The organism is Halostagnicola alkaliphila (assembly GCF_055379965.1).
The window spans coordinates 111,450-129,702 of the sequence record NZ_AP043827.1 but is presented as its reverse complement, the minus strand read 5'-3'; the positions used below and the strand labels follow the sequence as shown (position 1 = coordinate 129,702).

The following is an 18,253-nucleotide window of genomic DNA, read 5'->3' as shown; positions in this document are numbered from 1 at the left end:
CTTACATCTATCGAAGTGTCAGAAATACACTTCAATATCGGAGTTATTATTTTACGATATCGCAGTCAGCTTTATTACGGTACAGGAGAGATGGATCTATCAACGCGAGTTTCACGCGGATCTGATTGTCGTCGGATCCATTCAGAAAATGCGGTCCGGTGCTGACACACCGGGGTCCGCGCGGCTCGCGTAAGCCAGCTACGCAAGCCATGTTCAACGATGATATGTGGGGTATTGAATGCCCCGAACGACCAGTAGACTCGAGTCCAACTACCCAGCGCCTGCTCACCGACGGCGGCACCGATTGCGATCTTTCTCGAGACGACACCACTGACTCCGCCACCTCAGACGAAACCGACTCTCGAGAATCCACCCCCTCAAAATACGTCGTTCCCACGGGCCCCGGCTACCTTGCGCGGTACACCATCGACGACGCCGGCAAGGTTACCATCTCCACCGCTGCCCTGAGCGACCGCGACTGGCCGACCGGTACTCGAGTCCACGCGACCACCCACGAGGACGGCGTCGCACTGCTTCTAACCCCCGGCGAGTACGACGCCGTTGCCGAGTACGGAATCACCCAAAGCCACTCCGGCGCTCGAGTCGCCGCCGGACGCGACGTCGTCTCCGAACTCGAGCTCGAGTCCGGCGACGACATTCGAATCTACGATCTCGAGGCGGTCGACGGACGCGAGGGTCTGTTGATCGTCGACGCTGAGAACGACCCCCGACTCGAGGCCGAGGACGAGATCCCACCGGCCTGAGCCGGGTGATGGGGCTCGTTCGAGCCACTGGCTCGAGCAGTTCGCCTCTTCGAGCCGCCATCTGCTCGTATCCCCGCCTCCTCACGAATCGCTTCCCCAGTTGCACCGCCAGCCAGCCGCCCCGAAGCCAGCGACACCGAACCCAGCGATAGCAGACATGAGCACGAATCCAGCACGACCCGACGCCGACGCCGACGCATCGACGCTCGAACACCTCGCCGACGAACTCGAGACCCTCCGCGATCGCGTCGCAAGCCTCGAGGCAGACCGCCAACGGAAAGCCGAGCGAATCGAGGATCTCGAGACCCAACTCGAGCGAACGACAACCAAACTCGAGCAAACCACGGACGAAAACGACCGACTCGAGGATCGCGTCGCGGAACTCGAGCAGTCCCGAACGTCCGACGAAGATCGAACCCCGTTCGAGGCGCGCCTCGACGCGCACGCGAAGAAACTCGAGGCGAACAAGACCCGCCTCGGCGAGCTACAGGCCCGTGAACTCGAGAAGGGTGCCCACCTCCGCGAGACGAACGTCGACCCGAGCGAACTCGAGCTAGCGGACAGTCGTCTCGAGCGGATCCGGAAGGACGACGGAAACGCGTACGTCCGGGTGCCCGAGAGCGACGACCCGCTCGAGCGTGGCGGGACCGTCTCGCTCGCCCACGGGGACCTTCTCCCGATCCAGCAACTCGCGAGGATGGACGAGGACATGCTCCGGTCGACGACCTCCTCGCTCCCCTCGAGACTCGCCGCGAAATTGTGGAAGGCACGGGCCGACTCGAGTGTCGGTGACAACCCGTGGCGGAGGGGAAGCAAAGAGATACGGGAGTACGTCACCGCCGGCGACATGAAACACTGGATCCGCAGGAAGGAAAGCGGCGTCAGCGATTCCTACGCGAAAAAACTTGTCTCGAGGACCATCGACGCGTTACTCGAGCTTTCGAAGAACCGCCTCGCGATCACGAAGAAGCGCCAACGAAAAAACGGCCTCGAGTACACCGAACGTCGCGTCCTGCTGACGGCCGATGCGGAGATTCCGGGTGAGAATACGCTACCGGCATGAGCAGCCTGCGGATCGACTGACGAGTCCCGTCGACAGCTGATGTCGGCGGACAAGCCTGTCGACGGCGCGGTCCGCATCTCGGCCGGAGCCGTCCGCCCCTCGGGTGGGTTCATCCTCACCTCGAGATCGAAGCTGAAGCCCCGAGACCGAAACCAGAATCTCGTCTCGAGCGAGTCTCGCTGTCGCCGCGAGCACCGTTCGCCCGCCGGCTACTCACGAGTCCGTCGCTCGATCGGTCGTCGTCGGTCCAAGATCGAGGACTACTCGAGCACGGTCACTGCGGACAACAGCTGTCACCCGGATACCCATGCGACAGAGCGGATACCCGGAATCGAACCGTGCAGAACGTGTACACCGTTTAGAATGTGCTCGACATCCAAATCCCTGAACGTCGGGAAGACGCTTCTCGGCCGTTCGAAATCGCGCCAAATTCACGTTACCTATCGAAAACGCCGTAATTAATGACTCAACACGTGCTTCTATTGAACAGCAATGGTAATAACCAAATATATTTTCTGCCTAAATTATATGGAATTATTAGATATATTCATACTTGCTAAGATAATTGTATACTTACGAGGTCTAAATAGAATTAATGACCGAAGAAAAATCGAAACCGATGATGCGGAGAACGGTATTGCGGAGTGCCGCGGCTGCTGGCGTTGCGGGTGCGATCGGGACGAGCGCCATCGGGAGCGTCGCCGGTGAAGAAGTGGAAGACGAAACCGAGGTCAGGGAAGCGATCGAAGAGCACGCCGGCAAGATACTCGAGCAACTGGCCGAGAGCGGCGTCTTGTCCTCGGCATCCGTCGATGAACTTCCCACTGACGAAGTCACGACGGACTTCGATGACGAAGGCGTCGAACGAGTGGCCGACGACGGCGACAATGCGTACATCGTTCGCAAAGAAACCGACGACGGGCTGCTTGCCCTCTTCGTAGACGCCGACGGGACCGAATCCGTCGCGGCGTTTAGAGAAGACACCGAGTCGGACGTCTCTCCAGATGGAGGACACATCGATACCTTCAGCGAAGGCGTCAGTAGGGATGTAGAGCCCCAGAGCTGTGAACAAACTGAAGCCTGCCCCGGGCAACCAGGCGTTCCAGGGTACGGGTTCTACGCAGGTGGATACATGCTCTTCTGTTGCTGAACTGACCCGGAGAACGATTGCCGAAGGCGATCGAGCCGGTGTGTGGGATCCACAGCTGATGACCACCGATTTCTCGGCCCGTTTTTGTGTGCGTGCCGCCGGCCCCTTCGAAACGGAGCTCGTTTACGAGGCCACGAGCCGTTTGTCGGACGCCGGGTCCGATATTTGCTAGTGTTGTCTGTTCGGAGGACTGGGTACGTGAGAGAGCGCGAGCAGGAACGCGATCGCCGAGACGAGGAGCAGTGCCAATCCGACGACCGACGAGACGGTGATCGGAATCCAGGCTGCGACGATTGCCGTTCCGACCCCGATAAATCCAACGAGCGCGCTCGTTCCCGCCCCGACCAGTTCGATCGACGCCGTATTGGCGGCGGTTCCGACCTCGGCACCGAGTCCGATCGCTCGCTCCGATACGTCCCACGTCAGGACGACCAGCGCCACCGCGGTCGCCGACCGCCAGATCGTCGGTTCGGCGATGACGGCGTTCGCGAGCACGCCGGCGAGTACCAGCGATATCCCGGCGAGGACTACCGTTCGTGCCGCTATCCCGGATAGGAAGTAAATGCCGATCGCCAGTGCGACGAGCCCGACACCACACGAGAGGAACGCGATCAGTAGCACGATCGGCAACCCGAACGCCAGCGCGGCGACGAACGTCGACATCGCAACGGCGAGTCCTGCGACCGATAGACTTCGACCGACGAACTGTCGCCCTCGTCGACTGGCCACGACGCCGATCGAAAGGAGGACGAGTCCGATCGTCTCGAGGGCCAACGGTGCGGTCTGTAACGTCCCCGCGGATCCGATGAAACACGCGCTGGTGCCCATGGCGAGCGCGAGGATACCGCTGAGGGTCGGCGGTTGCTGGTTCGCCGGGCGACCCGGAAGGCCCTGACCGTTCATTTCCGTGCCCCGCGTTGTATCGCCGTCTCGAGAGGCGTTTCGGGGTCCCAGTCGACGACGGTCACGTTTGACCGGCGGAGCGCGTCGATCCGATTCTCGCGCTCGAGTCGAGCCATCGATCGGCCGGACGAGTCCGTCGCGGTCACGTCAGGTGAGAGAACGGTGATCTGGCGGCCTGCTCCTCGTAGCGTTCGCGCGGTTTCGACCGACTTCTCATCGAGTAACGGAGAAACGTAGACGAGTTCTGGCCCGTGCTCGAGCCGCGATCGGAGGATCGAGGCGTGTCCGTCCTCGCCCTCGCCACGTACTCCGTCAGGTGGCGTGAGCGGGAGCGCTTCGGAATCGGCGAGCGTTCGCCGGATAGTCTCCGTGTGGTGTTTCCCGGCCTGGGGGGCGATCCAGGTCACGTCGGGACCGAGGATTCCGAGGCCGATCCGTCCGTTCGTCTCCGAGACGGCCTCGAGTAGTTCGCGCCCGATAGTCCGTTCGTAGAACACGGCGTGGGGTTCGTCCCGATCGGCGGACCGATAGCAACGGGCCCGTGCGTCGAGGCAGAGAACCACTGTTCGAAGTCGATCCTCGTGGAAGGTAACGGTCGTCAGTTCTCGCTCTCGAGCGTAGCGGTTCCAATCGATACGTCCCGGCGGGTCGCCGGGACGATAGGCGCGAACCCGCGAGAATTCGATCCCGCTTTCGCCGAGACTCGTGTCCGATCCCCCCGTTCGTCGCGGCGATCGGGGAAACGGAAGGGTCCGAACCGGCGAGCGACAGGAGAGCTCCGTCGTCTCCGCAGCGGTGGTCTCGACGACGGTGCTGGCGCTCGCGTCCCTGCAGACGACCGAAGCCGACTCGAAGCGGTGGACGCCGTGCGTTGGGACGACCGTATAGGAGTAGGTCGTTTTCCGATGCGGACCGAGTACCGCCGCGTGCCGGGCCGACCCCTCTACGACCGGAAGCATCGGTGCGACGCCGTCCGCGATTCTGATGTCGAAGGACGTTCGATCGCTCGTATTCCGAACCGTGACTGTGACGTCGACTTCGTGGCCGTGTTCGGGATCAGTTTCGCTGAGCGAGCGTTCGATTTTGATCGCGGGATCGGGTGTCGCCGTCGCGTGGGAGTAGCCCGCTAGGACGAGGGGCGGGATCGCGCTCAGTAGCAATATCGGCTCTTCGAACAGGACGCCGGTCGCGCTCGTAAACAGTGCGGCGGCAAGTGCGACGTTCCATCGCGTCGCGGACCGAGTCTTCATCGTCGATCACCGCTCTCCTCGCTTCGGCTCAGGATCTCCCTCGCCGTCCGCCGAGCGCCGTGCTGAAAGCGCAGCAGGACGCGGATTCGCTGGAAACGCGACAGCTCCGAGTCGGTGCGGAGAAACGCCGCGGCAACCGCATCGTCTGTCCACGTACCCTGATCGATCCGCTCTCGGGCGACGGCCGCCGAGCAGCCGTCCGTTCGGACGATGGACCTCATCGCCGTCCGCTGAAACTGATCCCGGATACGCTGGCGTTGGCCTGGTGAAGGCGGTAGCGGCCACCAGCGTCGATCTAGTATTCGTTCGAGCTCGTGACCGGGGGGCGACTTCGAGGCAACTCGCTCGGGCCGCTTCGTCGGTTTTTCGCTCGTTTCTCTGCTCACTTCTCCCGTGAGGAATTCGAACGAACCGACGAAAGAAGCCAGCACGAACGCAACGGTGAAGAAACCGACCAGGAGCGCGTCGTCGGCCCACGGCCATCCGGCTGCCCCTTCGATTGCCGGACTTGCCAGAACGACGAGCCCGATGACGAGCGAGAGCACACCTGCCACGACGAGCACCAGACGAGCGCTCCTCGTCACTCTCGTCATTCTATATCATCTTCGAGCTGATCCAGAGCGCGGTTTGCTCGTCGGCGATGCTCGGGTGTTTCGGCGTTTTCTCCGTACTGTACGTCTCGAAAGGTACTCGTCAGGTCGTCCACGGCATCGGCGTCGAGTCCGTCGTCGATAGCCTCTTCGGCCCACTCTACCGGCGTTCTGGTGGTTGGATGTTCCAGGTCGACACTCGCCGTCATTTTGGTCCACGCTTCGGCGACGCCGGGATCGGGCTCGGCGGGCGGCCAGGTTTCGCTCGTCGACGATCGAGAAGCGGACTCCTCCGATTGAGACTGATCGAGCAGATAGGAGAGGACCACTCCCGTCGGTGAGTACGAGAACCGACGGCCCGCAAGGTAGAAGGCACCGATGACGAGACCAACTACCAGAAGGGGAACGACGAACAGGAGTAGCCCGCCCGAAGCGCCGGACGCGCCGGCGAGATCGATCTGCTCGAGTTCGACGCCGAAAACGAATTCGACGAACGCGGACACGAATAGCAACATCATAGCCATGAACGAGAGCCCGCCCGCGCCGGCGTCGGTGTCGGCCGACAGATCGTATGGCGACGAAATCGCCGTCGACTCGAGAACTGGAGCGGCGGTCGCAAGGACGAGAATTGCAAAGAGAGTGGTGATAAGCGGAAGAAGCCGAGCCCGACGCATTACTCCAAATTCTTGTTGTATGGATAAAAATCTATTCTTTGGCTTGGCTCGATACTTGCTTCACGATCTTGGGCGTATCGCGGGAAGTTCATCCCGCCCTGGCTCTATTCACCTCGAATCCAGCGCTCGTACTGACCGCGTTGTCCACCTTGCTGTGTCAGCTTTCGAAGCATCCACCCCTCGAGTACGAGGTCTACGCGACCGACTGGTTTGTTCCGATCGCTGGCTCGAGGATCCCGTGAACCTCCCGTACGACGGTGTTACAAACCCCCTCGAGCGAGCCACCCGTGCCGTGTGAGCCATACGCCTCAATCGGCTCGCCAGCACCGGTATTCAGTAGCCGACAACCTTGAATTCCGAACGATAGCGCCACTGCCTACAGTTCCCGGTAGGGTAACCCCTCGAGGGCGGGGCCCGAGAGAACGTTGCCTTCGTAGGAAAAGCGCGAGCCGTGACACGGGCAGTCCCAGGTTCGCTCGGCGTCGTTCCACCGGACGAGACAGGCCATGTGTGGACACGTCGCCGAAACGGCGTGGACCGATCCGTCCTCGTCGTGATAGACGCCCATCGGTCGACCCGTTCGTCGAACGATACGCGCGTCGCCGGGTGCCGGAAGCTCGCTCGACACCTTCGATTTGCCCACCGTCTTCGATCCGCTCGACTCCTCCGATTCGCCCGATTCGCTTGCTCCGTTTCGCCCGCCAAACTGACCGGCGTCGATCGACGCGAGGAACGACTTGATCCGATCGCCGACAAAGCTTCCGCCAACTTTCGCGTTTTCCTCGAGGAAACTCTTCACGGACGCTCCGGGCGTGAATCGCTGCGGGTCGAACACGTCTGCCCATGGATTCGACCCCTCGACGATCAGATCGGCGAGGATCATCCCCGCGGCGGTTCCATTCGTCATTCCCCAGCCCTTGAATCCGGTACCGACGTAGACGTTTTTAGCCAGTGGGTCGATCTTCCCGATGAACGGGACCTTGTCGACGGGAGAGTAGTCCATCGTCGACCACCGGTATTCGATAGCGTTGACGGTGAAGTGTTCTCGGGCGAACTCCTCGCAGCGTCGATACCGCTCGGAGGTCGGCGCGCCGTCGAGTCCCGGTTTGTGGCTTTGGCCACCGACGATAAGGAGTTCGTCTTCGCCGTTCGAGTCAGTCGTCTCACTACTGTCTCCGATTTCGACCCTGTCTTCTTCCGGGACCGGATGCGTTCGCATCGTCTCGGGTGGCGAGGCGGAGCTGTAGTACATTCCGTCGGGCGGCGTCTCCTCGATATCGACCGCGAGGAGGTACGCACGATGAGGGTGCATCCGCGCGAAGTAGCCGGCCCGATCGAAAAACGGGAAGTGCGTCGCGACGACGACGTCGCCGGCGACGATCTCCCCTCGAGTCGTCTCGACGCGACAGGGGGTTCCCGGGTCGACGTCGAGCGCCCGGGTTTCCTCCAAGACGTAGCTTCCGTCGCCGAGGACCTCCTCGAGGATTGCGAGCAGGTACTTTCTCGGGTGGAACTCCGCCTGGTCGTCGAAGCGAACCGCCCCCGGAACGTCGTACGGGAGCGGCGTTTCCTCGACGAAGGACGCGGGCAACCCGAGCCGCTGAGCCGCCGCTACTTCGTCGTGAATCTGCTCGAGATCGTCCGACGACTTCGCGTAGGTGTAGGCCTCGGTCCGCCGGAAATCGCAGTCGATGTCGTTCTCTTCGACGCGTCCGGCGATCTCCTCGATTGCGGCCTCGTTCGCGTCGGCGTACTGTCTCGCACCCTTCTCGTCGAATTTCGAGAGCAGCGTGTCGTAGATGAGCCCGTGCTGCGAGGTGACCTTCGCGGTCGTGTGACCGGTGACGCCTTCGACCACGCGGTCGGACTCGACGACCGCTACAGTTCGGCCCGCTTCTTTCAGGTTGATCGCGGCGGTCAATCCAGTAATTCCGCCGCCGACAATCGCCACGTCGACGTCCAATCCGTTTTCAAGCGGTTCGTACTCCGTCGTCGGTGTCGTCGCCAACCACAACGACTCGGCACGCGGAGATTCGGGGGTGATCTCGTCTACCATGTGAATCAGCACCCGTCGCTATCCACAGCGGGTGGGAAAGTGGGACGGGGTGATAGTGCCGCTTGAGGGTCGGAACTTCGATCGTGACTACCGAAATCGAAAAACAACCGCTTTCGATTCACTGAGAGGAGGGTCATCGGGCCATTTCGGTTCGGACTCGGTAGCCGTGGATCTATCAGGAGATCGTCGCACGCGTTATCATTCAGATCAAATTCTGAAACTCGTGATCTGTACAGGTGACGCACATATTGTCACTCCAGAATAGTATGGCACGTAACGACAGATTCATCACACATTCTAAAAACAGGTTATTATAATGGGAATCCAGCCTATGGAGATATTTTCTGAGCCAAGCGGGTGGAAAATGGCTCGAATACAGCTTGTTACCTCACTCGCTTTCTTCAGTATGTACGCATATTTTGAACTCCTTCATTCTAGTGGGTTAGTCGCTATACTTGCTCTAGGAATCGCTACGGGCATATCTGGGGTCGCTGAAATGCTTCCAAATGACCGACGATACTTAGCGAGCGTATTGCGAATCATTGCGATAGGAATACCCGTAGCTCTGCTAGTACTATTACTCCACAGACTGGTTTCATATTAGCAGAGGGTGGGAGTCGTCAATAAGCAGCCACATTGAACGATCCAAGTGATGATTTTTGCCGTAACTAACTTCTAAACCAGTACAGACTCCGAATCGGAAACGATACGTTCTGCGACGGGTATCTCGCATTCGTTACAGGCAGCCGTCACGACGGTTGCAGGCCGTCGGCAACAGTGCTCGTCGTGTTCGACGGTTCGCTCGAGTGCTCCGCCACACGCCGGACAGCGTTCGAGGAGCAGTCGAACGCGTTCGAGCAGGTCACGTCGGTCTCCGGCCTCGAGTGTCGTCCAGTCGGTCACCCGTTCGCGAATACAGTCGGCAGCGGCGACGTCGGCCGCGAGAGCGGCCGCAGAGGGCCATCGAAGGCGGCGTGAACCGTCGACCGTGACGGCGAGATCGCCCAACCTCCGAATGTCTCCGCCGACCATCGCGGCGATCTCCTCGTCGGACGGTGGCGAGTTCCGGTAGCGTCTGGCCTCCAAATACAGCCGCTCCCGGACATCTGCGTCAAGGCGAAGACGCTCCGAGTCCCGGCTTTCGAGCAACCCGGCGGCCGCCAGCGTGTCCCAGTCAATCTCGGCGGTGTCGATCGATCGATCGACTGAACGCTTTCCGAACAAGGAGAGAACTGGTTCTGGAAGGTATTCCCTGGTAAGCGTCGGCGTTCCGGGAACGAGATAGCCGCGGATCACGATTACGGTAACGAACGCCGTGAATGCGGCGACACCGACCGCAATCGTTGCAATAAATCCGATCGCGGTTGCGAGGACGGCCGTGATCAGGAGGTTTACGACCGTACACGGGAGACATCGATTCTCTCCCGTATGTCGGGGATTTCGGACGCTCGAGATCGATTCGAGGGGGAGACGCATACGCGGTCGTTGTTCTCTAGCACGCTACGGATTATAAATCCGAAACCCGCTGGTTCCGGCTGGCCGGTTTCGATGATGGTTCCCGACGGGATCGTAACCGACGAGCGGTGCGCGACCAGCGGTACGCGACCTGTGGCGTTCGACGGCAGTAAGAAAGCGGTTCACGAGCCGGTAGCGGATCACGCCGAACGGACCCAGTAACGGGATCGAGGGCCGTATTCAGGTTCGGTCTCCGTCGAAGAGTACACCGCGTCCCTCGCGGCCTGTCGGTTGGTAGCCGTTCGGCACGAGGTTGATCTGGCGACGGTCTCCCGTGTGTTGTGGCGTCTCTCGACGGACTGACTACGGGACCTGATCAACACTCGTCGCCGTCATCGAATGGTTCTGACACAGACAACTCTCTTCCCAGTACTGTCTTCGGAGCGATCCGCCTATTGTCAGCAATAACTGCCGGTTGATTTTTCATAACTCCCGCAACTGTAATCACAACAACGTTTACAAACACGAGGGTGGTCAAACTCCTGAGGCTTGATACCAAATGTCAATGGACGCTGTCGTCTACCAGGAACCACACGAAGTTGCCGTCGAAGCGGTTGACGAACCCGAAATCGAGCACGAAAACGATGTTCTCGTGGATATCACGACGACGTGTATCTGCGGGTCGGACCTCCACATGTACGAGGGTCGAACCGGTGCCGATCCGGGAATCGTCTTCGGCCACGAGAACATGGGACTCGTGAGTGAGGTCGGAGACGCGGTCACGACCCTTGAGGAGGGGGATCGCGTCGTGATGCCGTTTAACGTTGCCTGCGGATTCTGTCGGAACTGTGAGAACGGCTATACCGGCTTCTGTACGAACGTCAACCCCGGCTTTGCGGGAGGTGCGTACGGATACGTCGCAATGGGGCCGTACAAGGGCGGGCAAGCCGAAAAGCTTCGAGTACCGTTCGCCGACTTCAACGCGTTAAAATTACCGGAGGGCGACGAACACGAGGACGCGTTCGCACTCCTCGCGGACATCTTCCCGACGGGGTGGCACGGCACCGAACTCGCGAACCTCCAGCCTGGCGAGTCGATCGCCATCTTCGGGGCTGGTCCCGTCGGGCTGATGGCCGCCTACAGCGCCAAGATCAAGGGGGCTGCCGAGATCTACGTCGTCGACCGCGTGGAGAGTCGCCTCGAGATGGCCGAAGATCACTGCGACGCTCAGGGCATCAACTTCGAGGAAGACGATCCCGTCGACCAGATCGTCGACGCACACGGCGACGAGGTCGACAAGGGCGTCGACGCAGTCGGCTACCAGGCGATCGACCCCGAGACGGATCCGGGCGACGACGCCTACGATCCGGCTCGAGAGAACCCCGCGATCGTCCTCAACCAGCTCATCCAGACCGTGCGCCCGACCGGCGAAATCGGCGTTCCGGGACTGTACGTCCCGTCGGACCCCGGTGCGCCGGACGAGATGGCCTCTCAGGGCCGGCTCGGCATCGACTTCGGGAAGCTCTTTGAGAAGGGCCACAAGTTCGGGACCGGCCAGTGTAACGTCAAGGAGTACAATCGCCAGCTCCGGGACATGATCATCGAGGGTCGCGCCGACCCCAGTTGGGTCGTCTCACACCGAGTCGACCTGGATCGCGCACCGGAGATGTACGAACGATTCGACGACCGAGAGGAGGGGGTCATCAAGGTCCTGCTCGAGCCTTGACAACTCCCCGCGCTGGAGCGCGAGGATTACGGAACATATTGGGATTATCGTCGGAGTTCATAGATTCTCCGACCGGGGATCGAAACACGGCATCAATCCCTGCGAGGCGAACCATCCGGCTGGCTACGATAATCCCTAATAGTATGGTAGTGAACGGCCAGTCTGTTTTGTGAAACTACGATACCTATAGACGGGTGTCACCTGAGCGTTTATGTACGCCGAGAACGTGGTTTCCGATAATGAGGACCAGTAAGGAAGCTGCTCTCGATGAATCCGTCCCGATCGAGCCCCTCCGAGAGGTCCTTCACGAGCATTCGGTACAACTGGCAATTCTGTTTGGTTCTCACGTGCAGGGAGAGACTCACGCTGAGAGTGATATCGATATCGCAGTTGCGTTTGAGACGGTTTGTCCCAGTGAGCCAGCGTATAACGACATCTTTTTCGAATTAAGTGCTGACCTCAGTGCTACACTCGAGACTGACGATGTCGATCTGGTTGACCTCCAGACGGTGTCACCAGACCTCGCGGAGAGCATCTTCACTCGGGGCGTCCTTCTTCTCGGTGAGCAGGAGGACGTGGCTTCCATCCGACGTCAACTACGAACATCTGAATCGACCGACCGCTCACCACGTGAACGGTTCGATGCAGCACTAGCGAGAATTGATAAGCATCTCGGTAGTTCCGCTGTCACGGCAACTGATGGCGAGACTCGAGATCGATGACAGACGAGGCGTTTCCGTCTGATCGGCTTAGTAGAATACTCAACGCTGTCGAGACGATCGAAGCGAGTTTAGGTGTCCTCGCCCGGAAGCAGTCCACGAGTCGTGAGGCGTATCATGCTGACTCAGATACACAGGACATCGTTGAACGTCGGTTCGTGAAGATGACCGAGGCAGCCATCGATATCGGCGAAGAATTGGTCAAACACGAGCGTGGAACCCCGCCAGCGAGTAATCCGGAATCGATGCGAGCCCTCGACGAACTCGATATACTGTCTGGTCCAAGCTGACGCAATGGCACAGGGCGCTCGATTCCGTAATGTTCTCGCACACACCTACGGTGACATTATCGAACACGATGTGGTGTACAATGCACTACAGGATCTCGAGCGGTACCGGCAGTTCGTCATCGAAATCCGCGACTACCTCGAGTCCATCAGAGCACTTGACGAATAACTAGTCTGTGCTGCTATCCTTAACGTCGAAGTAGCCGCTCATCCCGTCAGAGCGGGGGTGAACTTCGAACGTGTCGGAACGTTACCTGATGGAACTGTTCTGATGCATTTTAAAACTAGTAACGTTACGGTAAACGGCGAGGCATTGTGACTATTCTCTAGTAACCGGGTCGCTGAGCGTCTTGAAACGCCATTTCGCGTATCTTCTCGAGGCGAAACGCTGCGACGGACGACTCTCTCCTTAGCTACGCATCCACACCGTCGGATGGTCCTCGCGCAGGTGGTCCTGATACCGCTTGATCAGCGTCGGATACGATTGCGCGACCGCGTGCCACTCGCAATGGTCGCACTCGCGCTCGACGGTGTCGTCACCGCTGTGGACGTATCCCCCCGTTCGATCCATGCTCACCGTCGGGTGCTCGTTCGTGATGACTCTTTTGCCCACCCGACGACCGTCGCGTTCGGTTCCCCGTAAGTACTCCGTACTGCTCGCGACCGCTTCGAGGAATCGCCCGCGCCAGCGGAGAAAACCGTATGTCGATGTCGACCGTATTCGGGGTATGTGCAAGTACTGTAGCTACTCCTACCACGACGGCTGGACGCAACTACTCGAGTACGACGACGTGTACCAGGATGCACGCTACGGTCAAGTTGAATCCGAGTCGACCCACGGCTTCCACGAATCGTGGGAAGAACTCAGCGAGGAACTCGAGTAGCTCACCTACCAGGACTTTCTCACTCGAGCGGGAACGGATCCGAAGCGTTCGTCGCGTTGAATTCCGCCGGGTCCGCCGCATCCGACTCCGCCGCGTCAGATTCCGCTACGTTCTCGAGCAGGCACTCCTCCAGTTCTTCGCGAATGCGCGCCTCGTTCATCTCCCGGCCGATGAACACCAGTCGCGTTCGGCGTTCGTCGTCGGGTCGCCAGCTGCCGAGCGGCCCCGCCTGAACGGACGGCCCCGCCTGACTTACGCCGATGACCTCCTCGTAACCTGCGACGAAACAGACGCCCTTGGCACGAACGATTGCGCCGTCCCAGTCCTCGAGCCACGCTGCCAGCCGTTCCGGGTGAAACGGGCGATCGGATCTGAAGACGAACGTCGAGATCCCGTGTCTTTCTGCGGCGCTCGGCGTCTCGTGGTCGTGCTGGTGATCGTCGTCCTGCTGGTGATCGTGGTCACCGTGACCATCGTGATCGGAATGTGGATCGTCGGCGTCGCGACCCGCTTCGCGCAGATGCCGCTTCCACCCCTGCGATCGCTTCGCCTCCTCGAAGTCGAATCGACCAGTCTCGAGCACCAGTTCCGGGTCGACGTCGCAGTAGCTCGTTCGCACCCGCTCGGCTCGCGGCTGCAGTTCCTCGACGACCGCCTCGAGGTCCTCGAGGGCGTCGTCGGGCACCATATCGGCCTTGTTGAGCAACAGGACGTCGCAGAACTCGATCCCCTCGACGAACACCTCGCTCAGCGGACGGTCCGGCGTCGACGCGGCTTCCGCCGAGAGCCGATCCTCGGCGTCGAACTCCTTCCAGAAGCCGTAGGTGTCGAGCACCGTCACCATCGTGTCGAGCCTGAACGGATCGGGTGAGTCGACGGAGTCGCTTTCGCCACTCTCGTCGCCCCCGGTGAACACTCGAGCGACCGGGATCGGTTCGCTGATCCCCGAGGACTCGATCACCAGGGCGTCTATCTCGCGGTTCTCGGCCAGACGCGTCGCTTCGTCGCGGAGATTCCCCTGCAACCGACAGCAGATGCAACCGTTCGTGAGTTCGATGATGCCCTCGTCCTCGTTGGCTCGAGCGATCAGCTCCGCGTCGACGTTCACTTCGCCCACGTCGTTGACGATCACCGCAATCTGGCGTCCCCCCGGATCCGACAGTACGCGATTGACCAGGGTCGTTTTTCCGGCACCGAGGTAGCCGCTTACGACCGTTACGGGAATTGGCTCGGTACGGTTCATGTGGTATAACGTACCACGAGCCGGGCGGTACTAAATGACCGGCCGCCTTTCGCCGACAGTCTCGAACGTAGATAGGTTCCAACGCCGGCTCTCGGTCACCACGCTCGGTTCTGGCGTCAGTCGGTAAGCGTTCTCGTTCGCTCATTCGACGTCGTCGTGGGTCAGCAGGGCCCGCTCGCGGTCGCCGGGGGGCGGGTCGTACGTAATCACTTCGAGGAGGTTGCCGTCCGGATCGAGGAAATAGAACCCCTCGAACTCGTCCCAGTCGTAGGGCCCTTGGTTGGGAAACTGGCCGTCGAGGACGCCGACGAGGTCGTCGTAGTCCGCCCGCGAACTCTCGAACGCGAGGTGGGCCTTGTCCAGCGGGTGCTCGAGTTCTTTCGGCTCCCAGCCGTCGGCCCGTCCCGTCTCCACGAGGGTTATTACCGTCTCGCCCGCCTCGAACATCGCGTGCTCGCCCTGAAAATCGGACGGCGGACGCTTTACCGCGAGTCCGAGTTCGTCGCGGTAGAAGGCATAACACGACTCGAGGTCGTCGACGTCGATATTGATGTGATCGATCGCGCGCACGGTTACACGTCACCCGAAATTCGGTCGGCGTACTCCGTAAGCACCGTCGCGTCCGAGTCTAGGTACTCGTTCGTCCACGCGGCATCCGGCTCCACTGGCCCCTCGAGCAGGTCGGTCTCCGCGAGGGCGGCTTCGAGTCGATGCCATCGCTCGGGATCGTGGGTTCCCCAGCCGGCTTCTCGAAGCTGATCGGGTAACTGGAGCGATCGCGACGCGGTTTCGAACTTCTCGCGTTCGATTTCGCGCCGCCGCTCGAGGGTGGCGTTTCGCGACACCAGGGCGTCGACCGCAGCCGCCGGATCGGTCGTCGCCGCGGCCCATCCGCGCGCGGTAGCGCGCAGGAACGCGCGCATCGTTTCGGGCTCGTCCGCCGCGAACGCCGGATTCGCAACGAGCGTCATGCCGTAGACCGGCAGCCAGTCCCCGATGAGGAGTTCGTCGGCCGTGCGGTCGTGCTCGCGCTCGAGTTCGAGTCCGTTGGTGACGACGCCGACGGCGGCGTCGATCTCCCCCTCGAGCAATTGGTGTTCCACGCGGTGGTGGGTGCGCGGATCGACGTCGGGGAGATCGACCTCGTCGCGGATTCCCGCGTCCTCGAGTAGTTGGGCCGCAAGGATGCGTGTCTTCGTCGCCGACGGCGCGACGGTGCGCCCGGCGAGTTGCTCGGGGCGCTCGAGGGGTTCGTCGAAAACGTCTCGGAGGGTGTAAACCGCTGCCGGGGTCTTTCCCGTGACCGCCGCGACGGCCAGCGGCTCGAACCCCTGGCTCCGCACCGAGAGCACGGCGCTGGCTCCGGCGAGTCCGACGGTGTTCTCGTTGCGGGCGGCCTGCTCGGCTGCGTAGGGGGAGCCGTGGCCCTCGACGAACGCCACCTCGAGCCCTTCCGCTTCGTAGAACCCTCGCTCGCGCGCGAGAAAGTACGGGGCTTGAAACCCGTTGGGCTCCCAGTTGAGCTGGAACGTGATCGACGTCACGCGAGTTCCTCCTGAAGATCCACCCGGAACGTCCCCTCGGGTACGTGATCGACGCCGAGCGCGTCAGCCCCCGCAACCTCGAGGAGGTGTTCGAACAGCCGTTCCATTCCGTCGACCGTCTCTTCGTTCCAGTCGGCGACGACCATGTCCCGCCAGCCGTCGCGAATTGCACGTCCGACGGCGGGGTCGTCTTCGTACATCAGCCGTTCGCGGATCTCGACCCAGAGGTCGTCGTCGGTTTGCAACCGCTCGACGGCCTCGCGATAGGCACCCGTAAACGCGCGGATCGTCTCCCGATCCTCCGAGAAAAACTCCTCGCTCGTCAGGAACGTCGAGATCGGGAGTTTGTTCTCCGTCTCCGACAGTTCCTGGACGAGTCGCGACATCGGGAGGACCTCGCGGTAGTCGTTGCTCCGGGTGATCTCTGGGACGATCTGCCAGAATTGACAGATCGCGTCGACCTCGCCGTCGGCGAGCATCCGAGTGAGTTCGACCTTCGAGCCCGACTCCACGGGCGTCGCCTCCTCGTCGGGATCGAAGCCGTGGTACTCCCGGCACGCGGCGCGGACGAGGATCCAGTTTTTGTCGAGTCGACGCACCACGCCGATTCGTCGATCGCGCAGATCCCCGAGCCCCTCGATCGGGGAATCCGTCGGCGCGACGAGTCCGCCGACGGTCCGGCCGTAAGGATGGAAGGCGACGATGGACGCGTCCTCGGCGCGCTCGCGGGCGGTCGAAATGTAATCGATGTCGATGAGGTCCGCCTCGCCCTCCTGCAGTTTCGCCTCGACGGTTTCGACGCCTCCCTCGAGTTCGTCGGAGACGAGCCTGACGTCGAGGTGGAACCCGTGATCGTGATCGAGCTCGAGGCGTTTGATCGCGTAGAGCAGGTACCGAGGGCTCCCGTTGTGTTCGAATCGCGCCCGCAGGACCGGTCGATCGCCCGGGTCGTCGTGGTGGGCGTCGAACTCGGCCTGTTGGCCCTCGACGTCTATCGTCGCGTCAGACATCGGTCTCCCCCACCGGGCCGACGATGGCGTCGATCTCCGCCGCCTCGTCGATCAGGTCGCGGTCTTTCATCCACTCGAGGTGGGCCGTGAGTTCGTCGCGATCGGCGAGCTCCGGCGGGTCGTATCGCGGGACAGACACGCTTCGCTCGAGCTCTTCGACGTCGATCTCCTCGAACAGATCGGGCGCGACGCGGCGGTCCTTCTCGAGCATCTCGAGGTACTCCTCGCGGAAGGCCTCCGGTTCGGCGTTGATCGCCCTCGCGGCGCGGCCGTAGGCGGCGACGAAGGATTCGAGCGTCTCGCGCCCGACGGCGTCGGAGGCGACGATTCCCACGTGGTTCTCGAACTCGAGGAGCCGCTCGAAACCGAGGTGGCTGGCGAGCGTGCTCTGTGGTTCGATGAGCGTCACGGCGTCGACGTCCCCCTCGCTCAGCGCGCGGAGCCGATCGGTGGGCATTCCGCGGTGGACGAGCGTAATTTCGTCGGGATCGACGTGTTCCTCGAGCGCCCGCATCGCGGTGTACTCCTGGCCGGTTCGGCGGTTGACGGCTACCTCGGCGTTCGCGAGATCCGCGGGCGACTCGATTCCCGCGTCCGGTCGCACGAACACCGCGTACGGCTGGTCGGCGAACGTTCCCTTCGCGACGACGCGGCCGTCGTCCATGCGCCACGTTCGTCGGAGGCTTTCCCACTTGCACACCGGATAGATGTCGACGTCGTGGTCGCCGGTCAGCGTCTCGTCCGCGGGGATGTACTTGACGTCGACGGTGCGCCGATCGCGTTCGACTAGCTCGACTGTCAGCCCTTCCGCTTCGTAGTACTCTCGCTCGCTCGCCACCTTCTGTGGCAACGCGAACGAGAACGGGAGGTGGAACAGTCGTAGTGTGTCACCACGAGCCATGGGAACTGCCTTCCACGAAGCATGGTATAAACGT

Annotated in this window: 22 protein-coding genes; 10 read left to right on the top strand and 12 right to left on the bottom strand. The window is 61.4% G+C overall.

All coding sequences use genetic code 11. The features are described from left to right. The first annotated feature begins 209 nt into the window (after nt 1-209). The 3 genes from ACZ5C7_RS22680 (at nt 210) to ACZ5C7_RS22670 (ending at nt 2,977) form a co-directional block, all read left to right on the top strand. Complete coding sequence (locus ACZ5C7_RS22680; protein WP_464378776.1) at nt 210-764, top strand: hypothetical protein; 555 nt, start codon at nt 210-212, stop codon at nt 762-764. A gap of 157 nt (nt 765-921) precedes the next feature. Then, a complete protein-coding gene (locus ACZ5C7_RS22675; protein WP_464378775.1) occupies nt 922-1,827 on the top strand; it encodes a DUF8008 family protein in 906 nt (301 codons plus the stop codon). Between the two features lie 595 nt (nt 1,828-2,422). Continuing rightward, entirely contained in the window at nt 2,423-2,977 is a 555-nt protein-coding gene (locus ACZ5C7_RS22670) for a hypothetical protein (protein ID WP_464378774.1), read from the top strand. Nucleotides 2,978-3,145: 168 nt separating this feature from the next. On the opposite strand, the gene ACZ5C7_RS22665 is transcribed toward ACZ5C7_RS22670, so the two are convergent. The 5 genes from ACZ5C7_RS22665 to ACZ5C7_RS22645 all read right to left on the bottom strand — a co-directional run bounded on the left by ACZ5C7_RS22665 (nt 3,146) and on the right by ACZ5C7_RS22645 (nt 8,450). Beyond that, the gene (locus ACZ5C7_RS22665) at nt 3,146-3,880 is read right to left on the bottom strand and encodes a DUF7519 family protein (RefSeq protein WP_464378773.1); all 735 of its coding nucleotides are present in this window, start codon (nt 3,878-3,880) and stop codon (nt 3,146-3,148) included. Next, nucleotides 3,877-5,130 (bottom strand): DUF58 domain-containing protein, encoded by a 1,254-nt coding sequence (locus ACZ5C7_RS22660; protein WP_464378772.1) that lies wholly within the window; start codon nt 5,128-5,130, stop codon nt 3,877-3,879. The genes ACZ5C7_RS22665 and ACZ5C7_RS22660 overlap by 4 nt, the downstream gene beginning before the upstream one ends. Further along, nucleotides 5,127-5,723: a DUF7269 family protein gene (locus ACZ5C7_RS22655; RefSeq protein ID WP_464378771.1), complete on the bottom strand. Its 597-nt coding sequence runs from the start codon at nt 5,721-5,723 to the stop codon at nt 5,127-5,129. Before ACZ5C7_RS22655 ends, ACZ5C7_RS22660 begins: the two co-directional genes overlap by 4 nt. Then, on the bottom strand, nt 5,720-6,394 hold the full coding sequence (locus ACZ5C7_RS22650) for a DUF4129 domain-containing protein (protein WP_464378770.1): 675 nt from the start codon (nt 6,392-6,394) through the stop codon (nt 5,720-5,722). The genes ACZ5C7_RS22655 and ACZ5C7_RS22650 overlap by 4 nt, the downstream gene beginning before the upstream one ends. Before the next feature lie 376 nt (nt 6,395-6,770). After that, entirely contained in the window at nt 6,771-8,450 is a 1,680-nt protein-coding gene (locus ACZ5C7_RS22645) for an FAD-dependent oxidoreductase (RefSeq protein WP_464378769.1), read from the bottom strand. Between the two features lie 316 nt (nt 8,451-8,766). On the opposite strand from ACZ5C7_RS22645, the gene ACZ5C7_RS22640 reads away from it, so the two are divergent. Then, nucleotides 8,767-9,054 carry a hypothetical protein gene (locus ACZ5C7_RS22640; protein ID WP_464378768.1) on the top strand — a complete coding sequence of 96 codons (288 nt, stop codon included), beginning with the start codon at nt 8,767-8,769 and terminating at the stop codon, nt 9,052-9,054. Nucleotides 9,055-9,125: 71 nt separating this feature from the next. Here the strand turns inward: ACZ5C7_RS22640 and ACZ5C7_RS22635 are convergent, their stop codons facing one another. Further along, complete coding sequence (locus ACZ5C7_RS22635; protein ID WP_464378767.1) at nt 9,126-9,926, bottom strand: DUF8054 domain-containing protein; 801 nt, start codon at nt 9,924-9,926, stop codon at nt 9,126-9,128. Between the two features lie 72 nt (nt 9,927-9,998). On the opposite strand from ACZ5C7_RS22635, the gene ACZ5C7_RS22630 reads away from it, so the two are divergent. The 5 genes from ACZ5C7_RS22630 (at nt 9,999) to ACZ5C7_RS22610 (ending at nt 12,806) form a co-directional block, all read left to right on the top strand. Next, nucleotides 9,999-10,127: a hypothetical protein gene (locus ACZ5C7_RS22630; RefSeq protein ID WP_464378766.1), complete on the top strand. Its 129-nt coding sequence runs from the start codon at nt 9,999-10,001 to the stop codon at nt 10,125-10,127. 343 nt (nt 10,128-10,470) lie between these two features. After that, on the top strand, nt 10,471-11,631 hold the full coding sequence (locus ACZ5C7_RS22625) for a glutathione-independent formaldehyde dehydrogenase (protein ID WP_464378837.1): 1,161 nt from the start codon (nt 10,471-10,473) through the stop codon (nt 11,629-11,631). Between the two features lie 239 nt (nt 11,632-11,870). Further along, nucleotides 11,871-12,353, top strand: a complete 483-nt coding sequence (gene mntA / locus ACZ5C7_RS22620; RefSeq protein ID WP_464378765.1) for a type VII toxin-antitoxin system MntA family adenylyltransferase antitoxin — start codon at nt 11,871-11,873, stop codon at nt 12,351-12,353. Then, complete coding sequence (locus ACZ5C7_RS22615) at nt 12,350-12,640, top strand: HepT-like ribonuclease domain-containing protein (RefSeq protein ID WP_464378764.1); 291 nt, start codon at nt 12,350-12,352, stop codon at nt 12,638-12,640. Before mntA ends, ACZ5C7_RS22615 begins: the two co-directional genes overlap by 4 nt. Before the next feature lie 4 nt (nt 12,641-12,644). Then, on the top strand, nt 12,645-12,806 hold the full coding sequence (locus ACZ5C7_RS22610; protein WP_464378763.1) for a hypothetical protein: 162 nt from the start codon (nt 12,645-12,647) through the stop codon (nt 12,804-12,806). A gap of 240 nt (nt 12,807-13,046) precedes the next feature. Here the strand turns inward: ACZ5C7_RS22610 and ACZ5C7_RS22605 are convergent, their stop codons facing one another. Further along, complete coding sequence (locus tag ACZ5C7_RS22605; protein ID WP_464378762.1) at nt 13,047-13,208, bottom strand: hypothetical protein; 162 nt, start codon at nt 13,206-13,208, stop codon at nt 13,047-13,049. A gap of 157 nt (nt 13,209-13,365) precedes the next feature. Between ACZ5C7_RS22605 and ACZ5C7_RS22600 the strand changes: the two genes are divergently transcribed. Further along, nucleotides 13,366-13,521: a hypothetical protein gene (locus ACZ5C7_RS22600; RefSeq protein ID WP_464378761.1), complete on the top strand. Its 156-nt coding sequence runs from the start codon at nt 13,366-13,368 to the stop codon at nt 13,519-13,521. Nucleotides 13,522-13,540: 19 nt separating this feature from the next. On the opposite strand, the gene ACZ5C7_RS22595 is transcribed toward ACZ5C7_RS22600, so the two are convergent. From ACZ5C7_RS22595 to ACZ5C7_RS22575, 5 genes are all read right to left on the bottom strand, one after another. Then, nucleotides 13,541-14,764, bottom strand: a complete 1,224-nt coding sequence (locus ACZ5C7_RS22595; protein WP_464378760.1) for a CobW family GTP-binding protein — start codon at nt 14,762-14,764, stop codon at nt 13,541-13,543. 141 nt (nt 14,765-14,905) lie between these two features. Then, nucleotides 14,906-15,334 carry a VOC family protein gene (locus ACZ5C7_RS22590; protein WP_464378759.1) on the bottom strand — a complete coding sequence of 143 codons (429 nt, stop codon included), beginning with the start codon at nt 15,332-15,334 and terminating at the stop codon, nt 14,906-14,908. A gap of 2 nt (nt 15,335-15,336) precedes the next feature. After that, nucleotides 15,337-16,308, bottom strand: coding sequence for an ABC transporter substrate-binding protein (locus ACZ5C7_RS22585; protein WP_464378758.1), 972 nt, complete (start codon nt 16,306-16,308; stop codon nt 15,337-15,339). Next, nucleotides 16,305-17,318, bottom strand: a complete 1,014-nt coding sequence (locus tag ACZ5C7_RS22580; RefSeq protein WP_464378757.1) for an ABC transporter substrate-binding protein — start codon at nt 17,316-17,318, stop codon at nt 16,305-16,307. Before ACZ5C7_RS22580 ends, ACZ5C7_RS22585 begins: the two co-directional genes overlap by 4 nt. After that, complete coding sequence (locus tag ACZ5C7_RS22575) at nt 17,311-18,219, bottom strand: ABC transporter substrate-binding protein (RefSeq protein ID WP_464378756.1); 909 nt, start codon at nt 18,217-18,219, stop codon at nt 17,311-17,313. The genes ACZ5C7_RS22580 and ACZ5C7_RS22575 overlap by 8 nt, the downstream gene beginning before the upstream one ends. Nucleotides 18,220-18,253: the final 34 nt, after the last annotated feature.

Coding starts and splice junctions, on each gene's coding strand:
- ACZ5C7_RS22625 (WP_464378837.1), top strand. CDS start 10,471: ATGGACGCTGTCGTCTACCAGGAACCACACGAAGTTGCCGTCGAAGCG.
- ACZ5C7_RS22675 (WP_464378775.1), top strand. CDS start 922: ATGAGCACGAATCCAGCACGACCCGACGCCGACGCCGACGCATCGACG.
- ACZ5C7_RS22650 (WP_464378770.1), bottom strand. CDS start 6,394: ATGCGTCGGGCTCGGCTTCTTCCGCTTATCACCACTCTCTTTGCAATT.
- ACZ5C7_RS22655 (WP_464378771.1), bottom strand. CDS start 5,723: ATGACGAGAGTGACGAGGAGCGCTCGTCTGGTGCTCGTCGTGGCAGGT.
- ACZ5C7_RS22615 (WP_464378764.1), top strand. CDS start 12,350: ATGACAGACGAGGCGTTTCCGTCTGATCGGCTTAGTAGAATACTCAAC.
- ACZ5C7_RS22595 (WP_464378760.1), bottom strand. CDS start 14,764: ATGAACCGTACCGAGCCAATTCCCGTAACGGTCGTAAGCGGCTACCTC.
- ACZ5C7_RS22635 (WP_464378767.1), bottom strand. CDS start 9,926: ATGCGTCTCCCCCTCGAATCGATCTCGAGCGTCCGAAATCCCCGACAT.
- ACZ5C7_RS22680 (WP_464378776.1), top strand. CDS start 210: ATGTTCAACGATGATATGTGGGGTATTGAATGCCCCGAACGACCAGTA.
- ACZ5C7_RS22575 (WP_464378756.1), bottom strand. CDS start 18,219: ATGGCTCGTGGTGACACACTACGACTGTTCCACCTCCCGTTCTCGTTC.
- ACZ5C7_RS22640 (WP_464378768.1), top strand. CDS start 8,767: ATGGGAATCCAGCCTATGGAGATATTTTCTGAGCCAAGCGGGTGGAAA.
- ACZ5C7_RS22665 (WP_464378773.1), bottom strand. CDS start 3,880: ATGAACGGTCAGGGCCTTCCGGGTCGCCCGGCGAACCAGCAACCGCCG.
- ACZ5C7_RS22580 (WP_464378757.1), bottom strand. CDS start 17,318: ATGTCTGACGCGACGATAGACGTCGAGGGCCAACAGGCCGAGTTCGAC.
- ACZ5C7_RS22645 (WP_464378769.1), bottom strand. CDS start 8,450: ATGGTAGACGAGATCACCCCCGAATCTCCGCGTGCCGAGTCGTTGTGG.
- mntA (WP_464378765.1), top strand. CDS start 11,871: ATGAGGACCAGTAAGGAAGCTGCTCTCGATGAATCCGTCCCGATCGAG.
- ACZ5C7_RS22630 (WP_464378766.1), top strand. CDS start 9,999: ATGATGGTTCCCGACGGGATCGTAACCGACGAGCGGTGCGCGACCAGC.
- ACZ5C7_RS22605 (WP_464378762.1), bottom strand. CDS start 13,208: ATGGATCGAACGGGGGGATACGTCCACAGCGGTGACGACACCGTCGAG.
- ACZ5C7_RS22670 (WP_464378774.1), top strand. CDS start 2,423: ATGACCGAAGAAAAATCGAAACCGATGATGCGGAGAACGGTATTGCGG.
- ACZ5C7_RS22610 (WP_464378763.1), top strand. CDS start 12,645: ATGGCACAGGGCGCTCGATTCCGTAATGTTCTCGCACACACCTACGGT.
- ACZ5C7_RS22600 (WP_464378761.1), top strand. CDS start 13,366: ATGTGCAAGTACTGTAGCTACTCCTACCACGACGGCTGGACGCAACTA.
- ACZ5C7_RS22660 (WP_464378772.1), bottom strand. CDS start 5,130: ATGAAGACTCGGTCCGCGACGCGATGGAACGTCGCACTTGCCGCCGCA.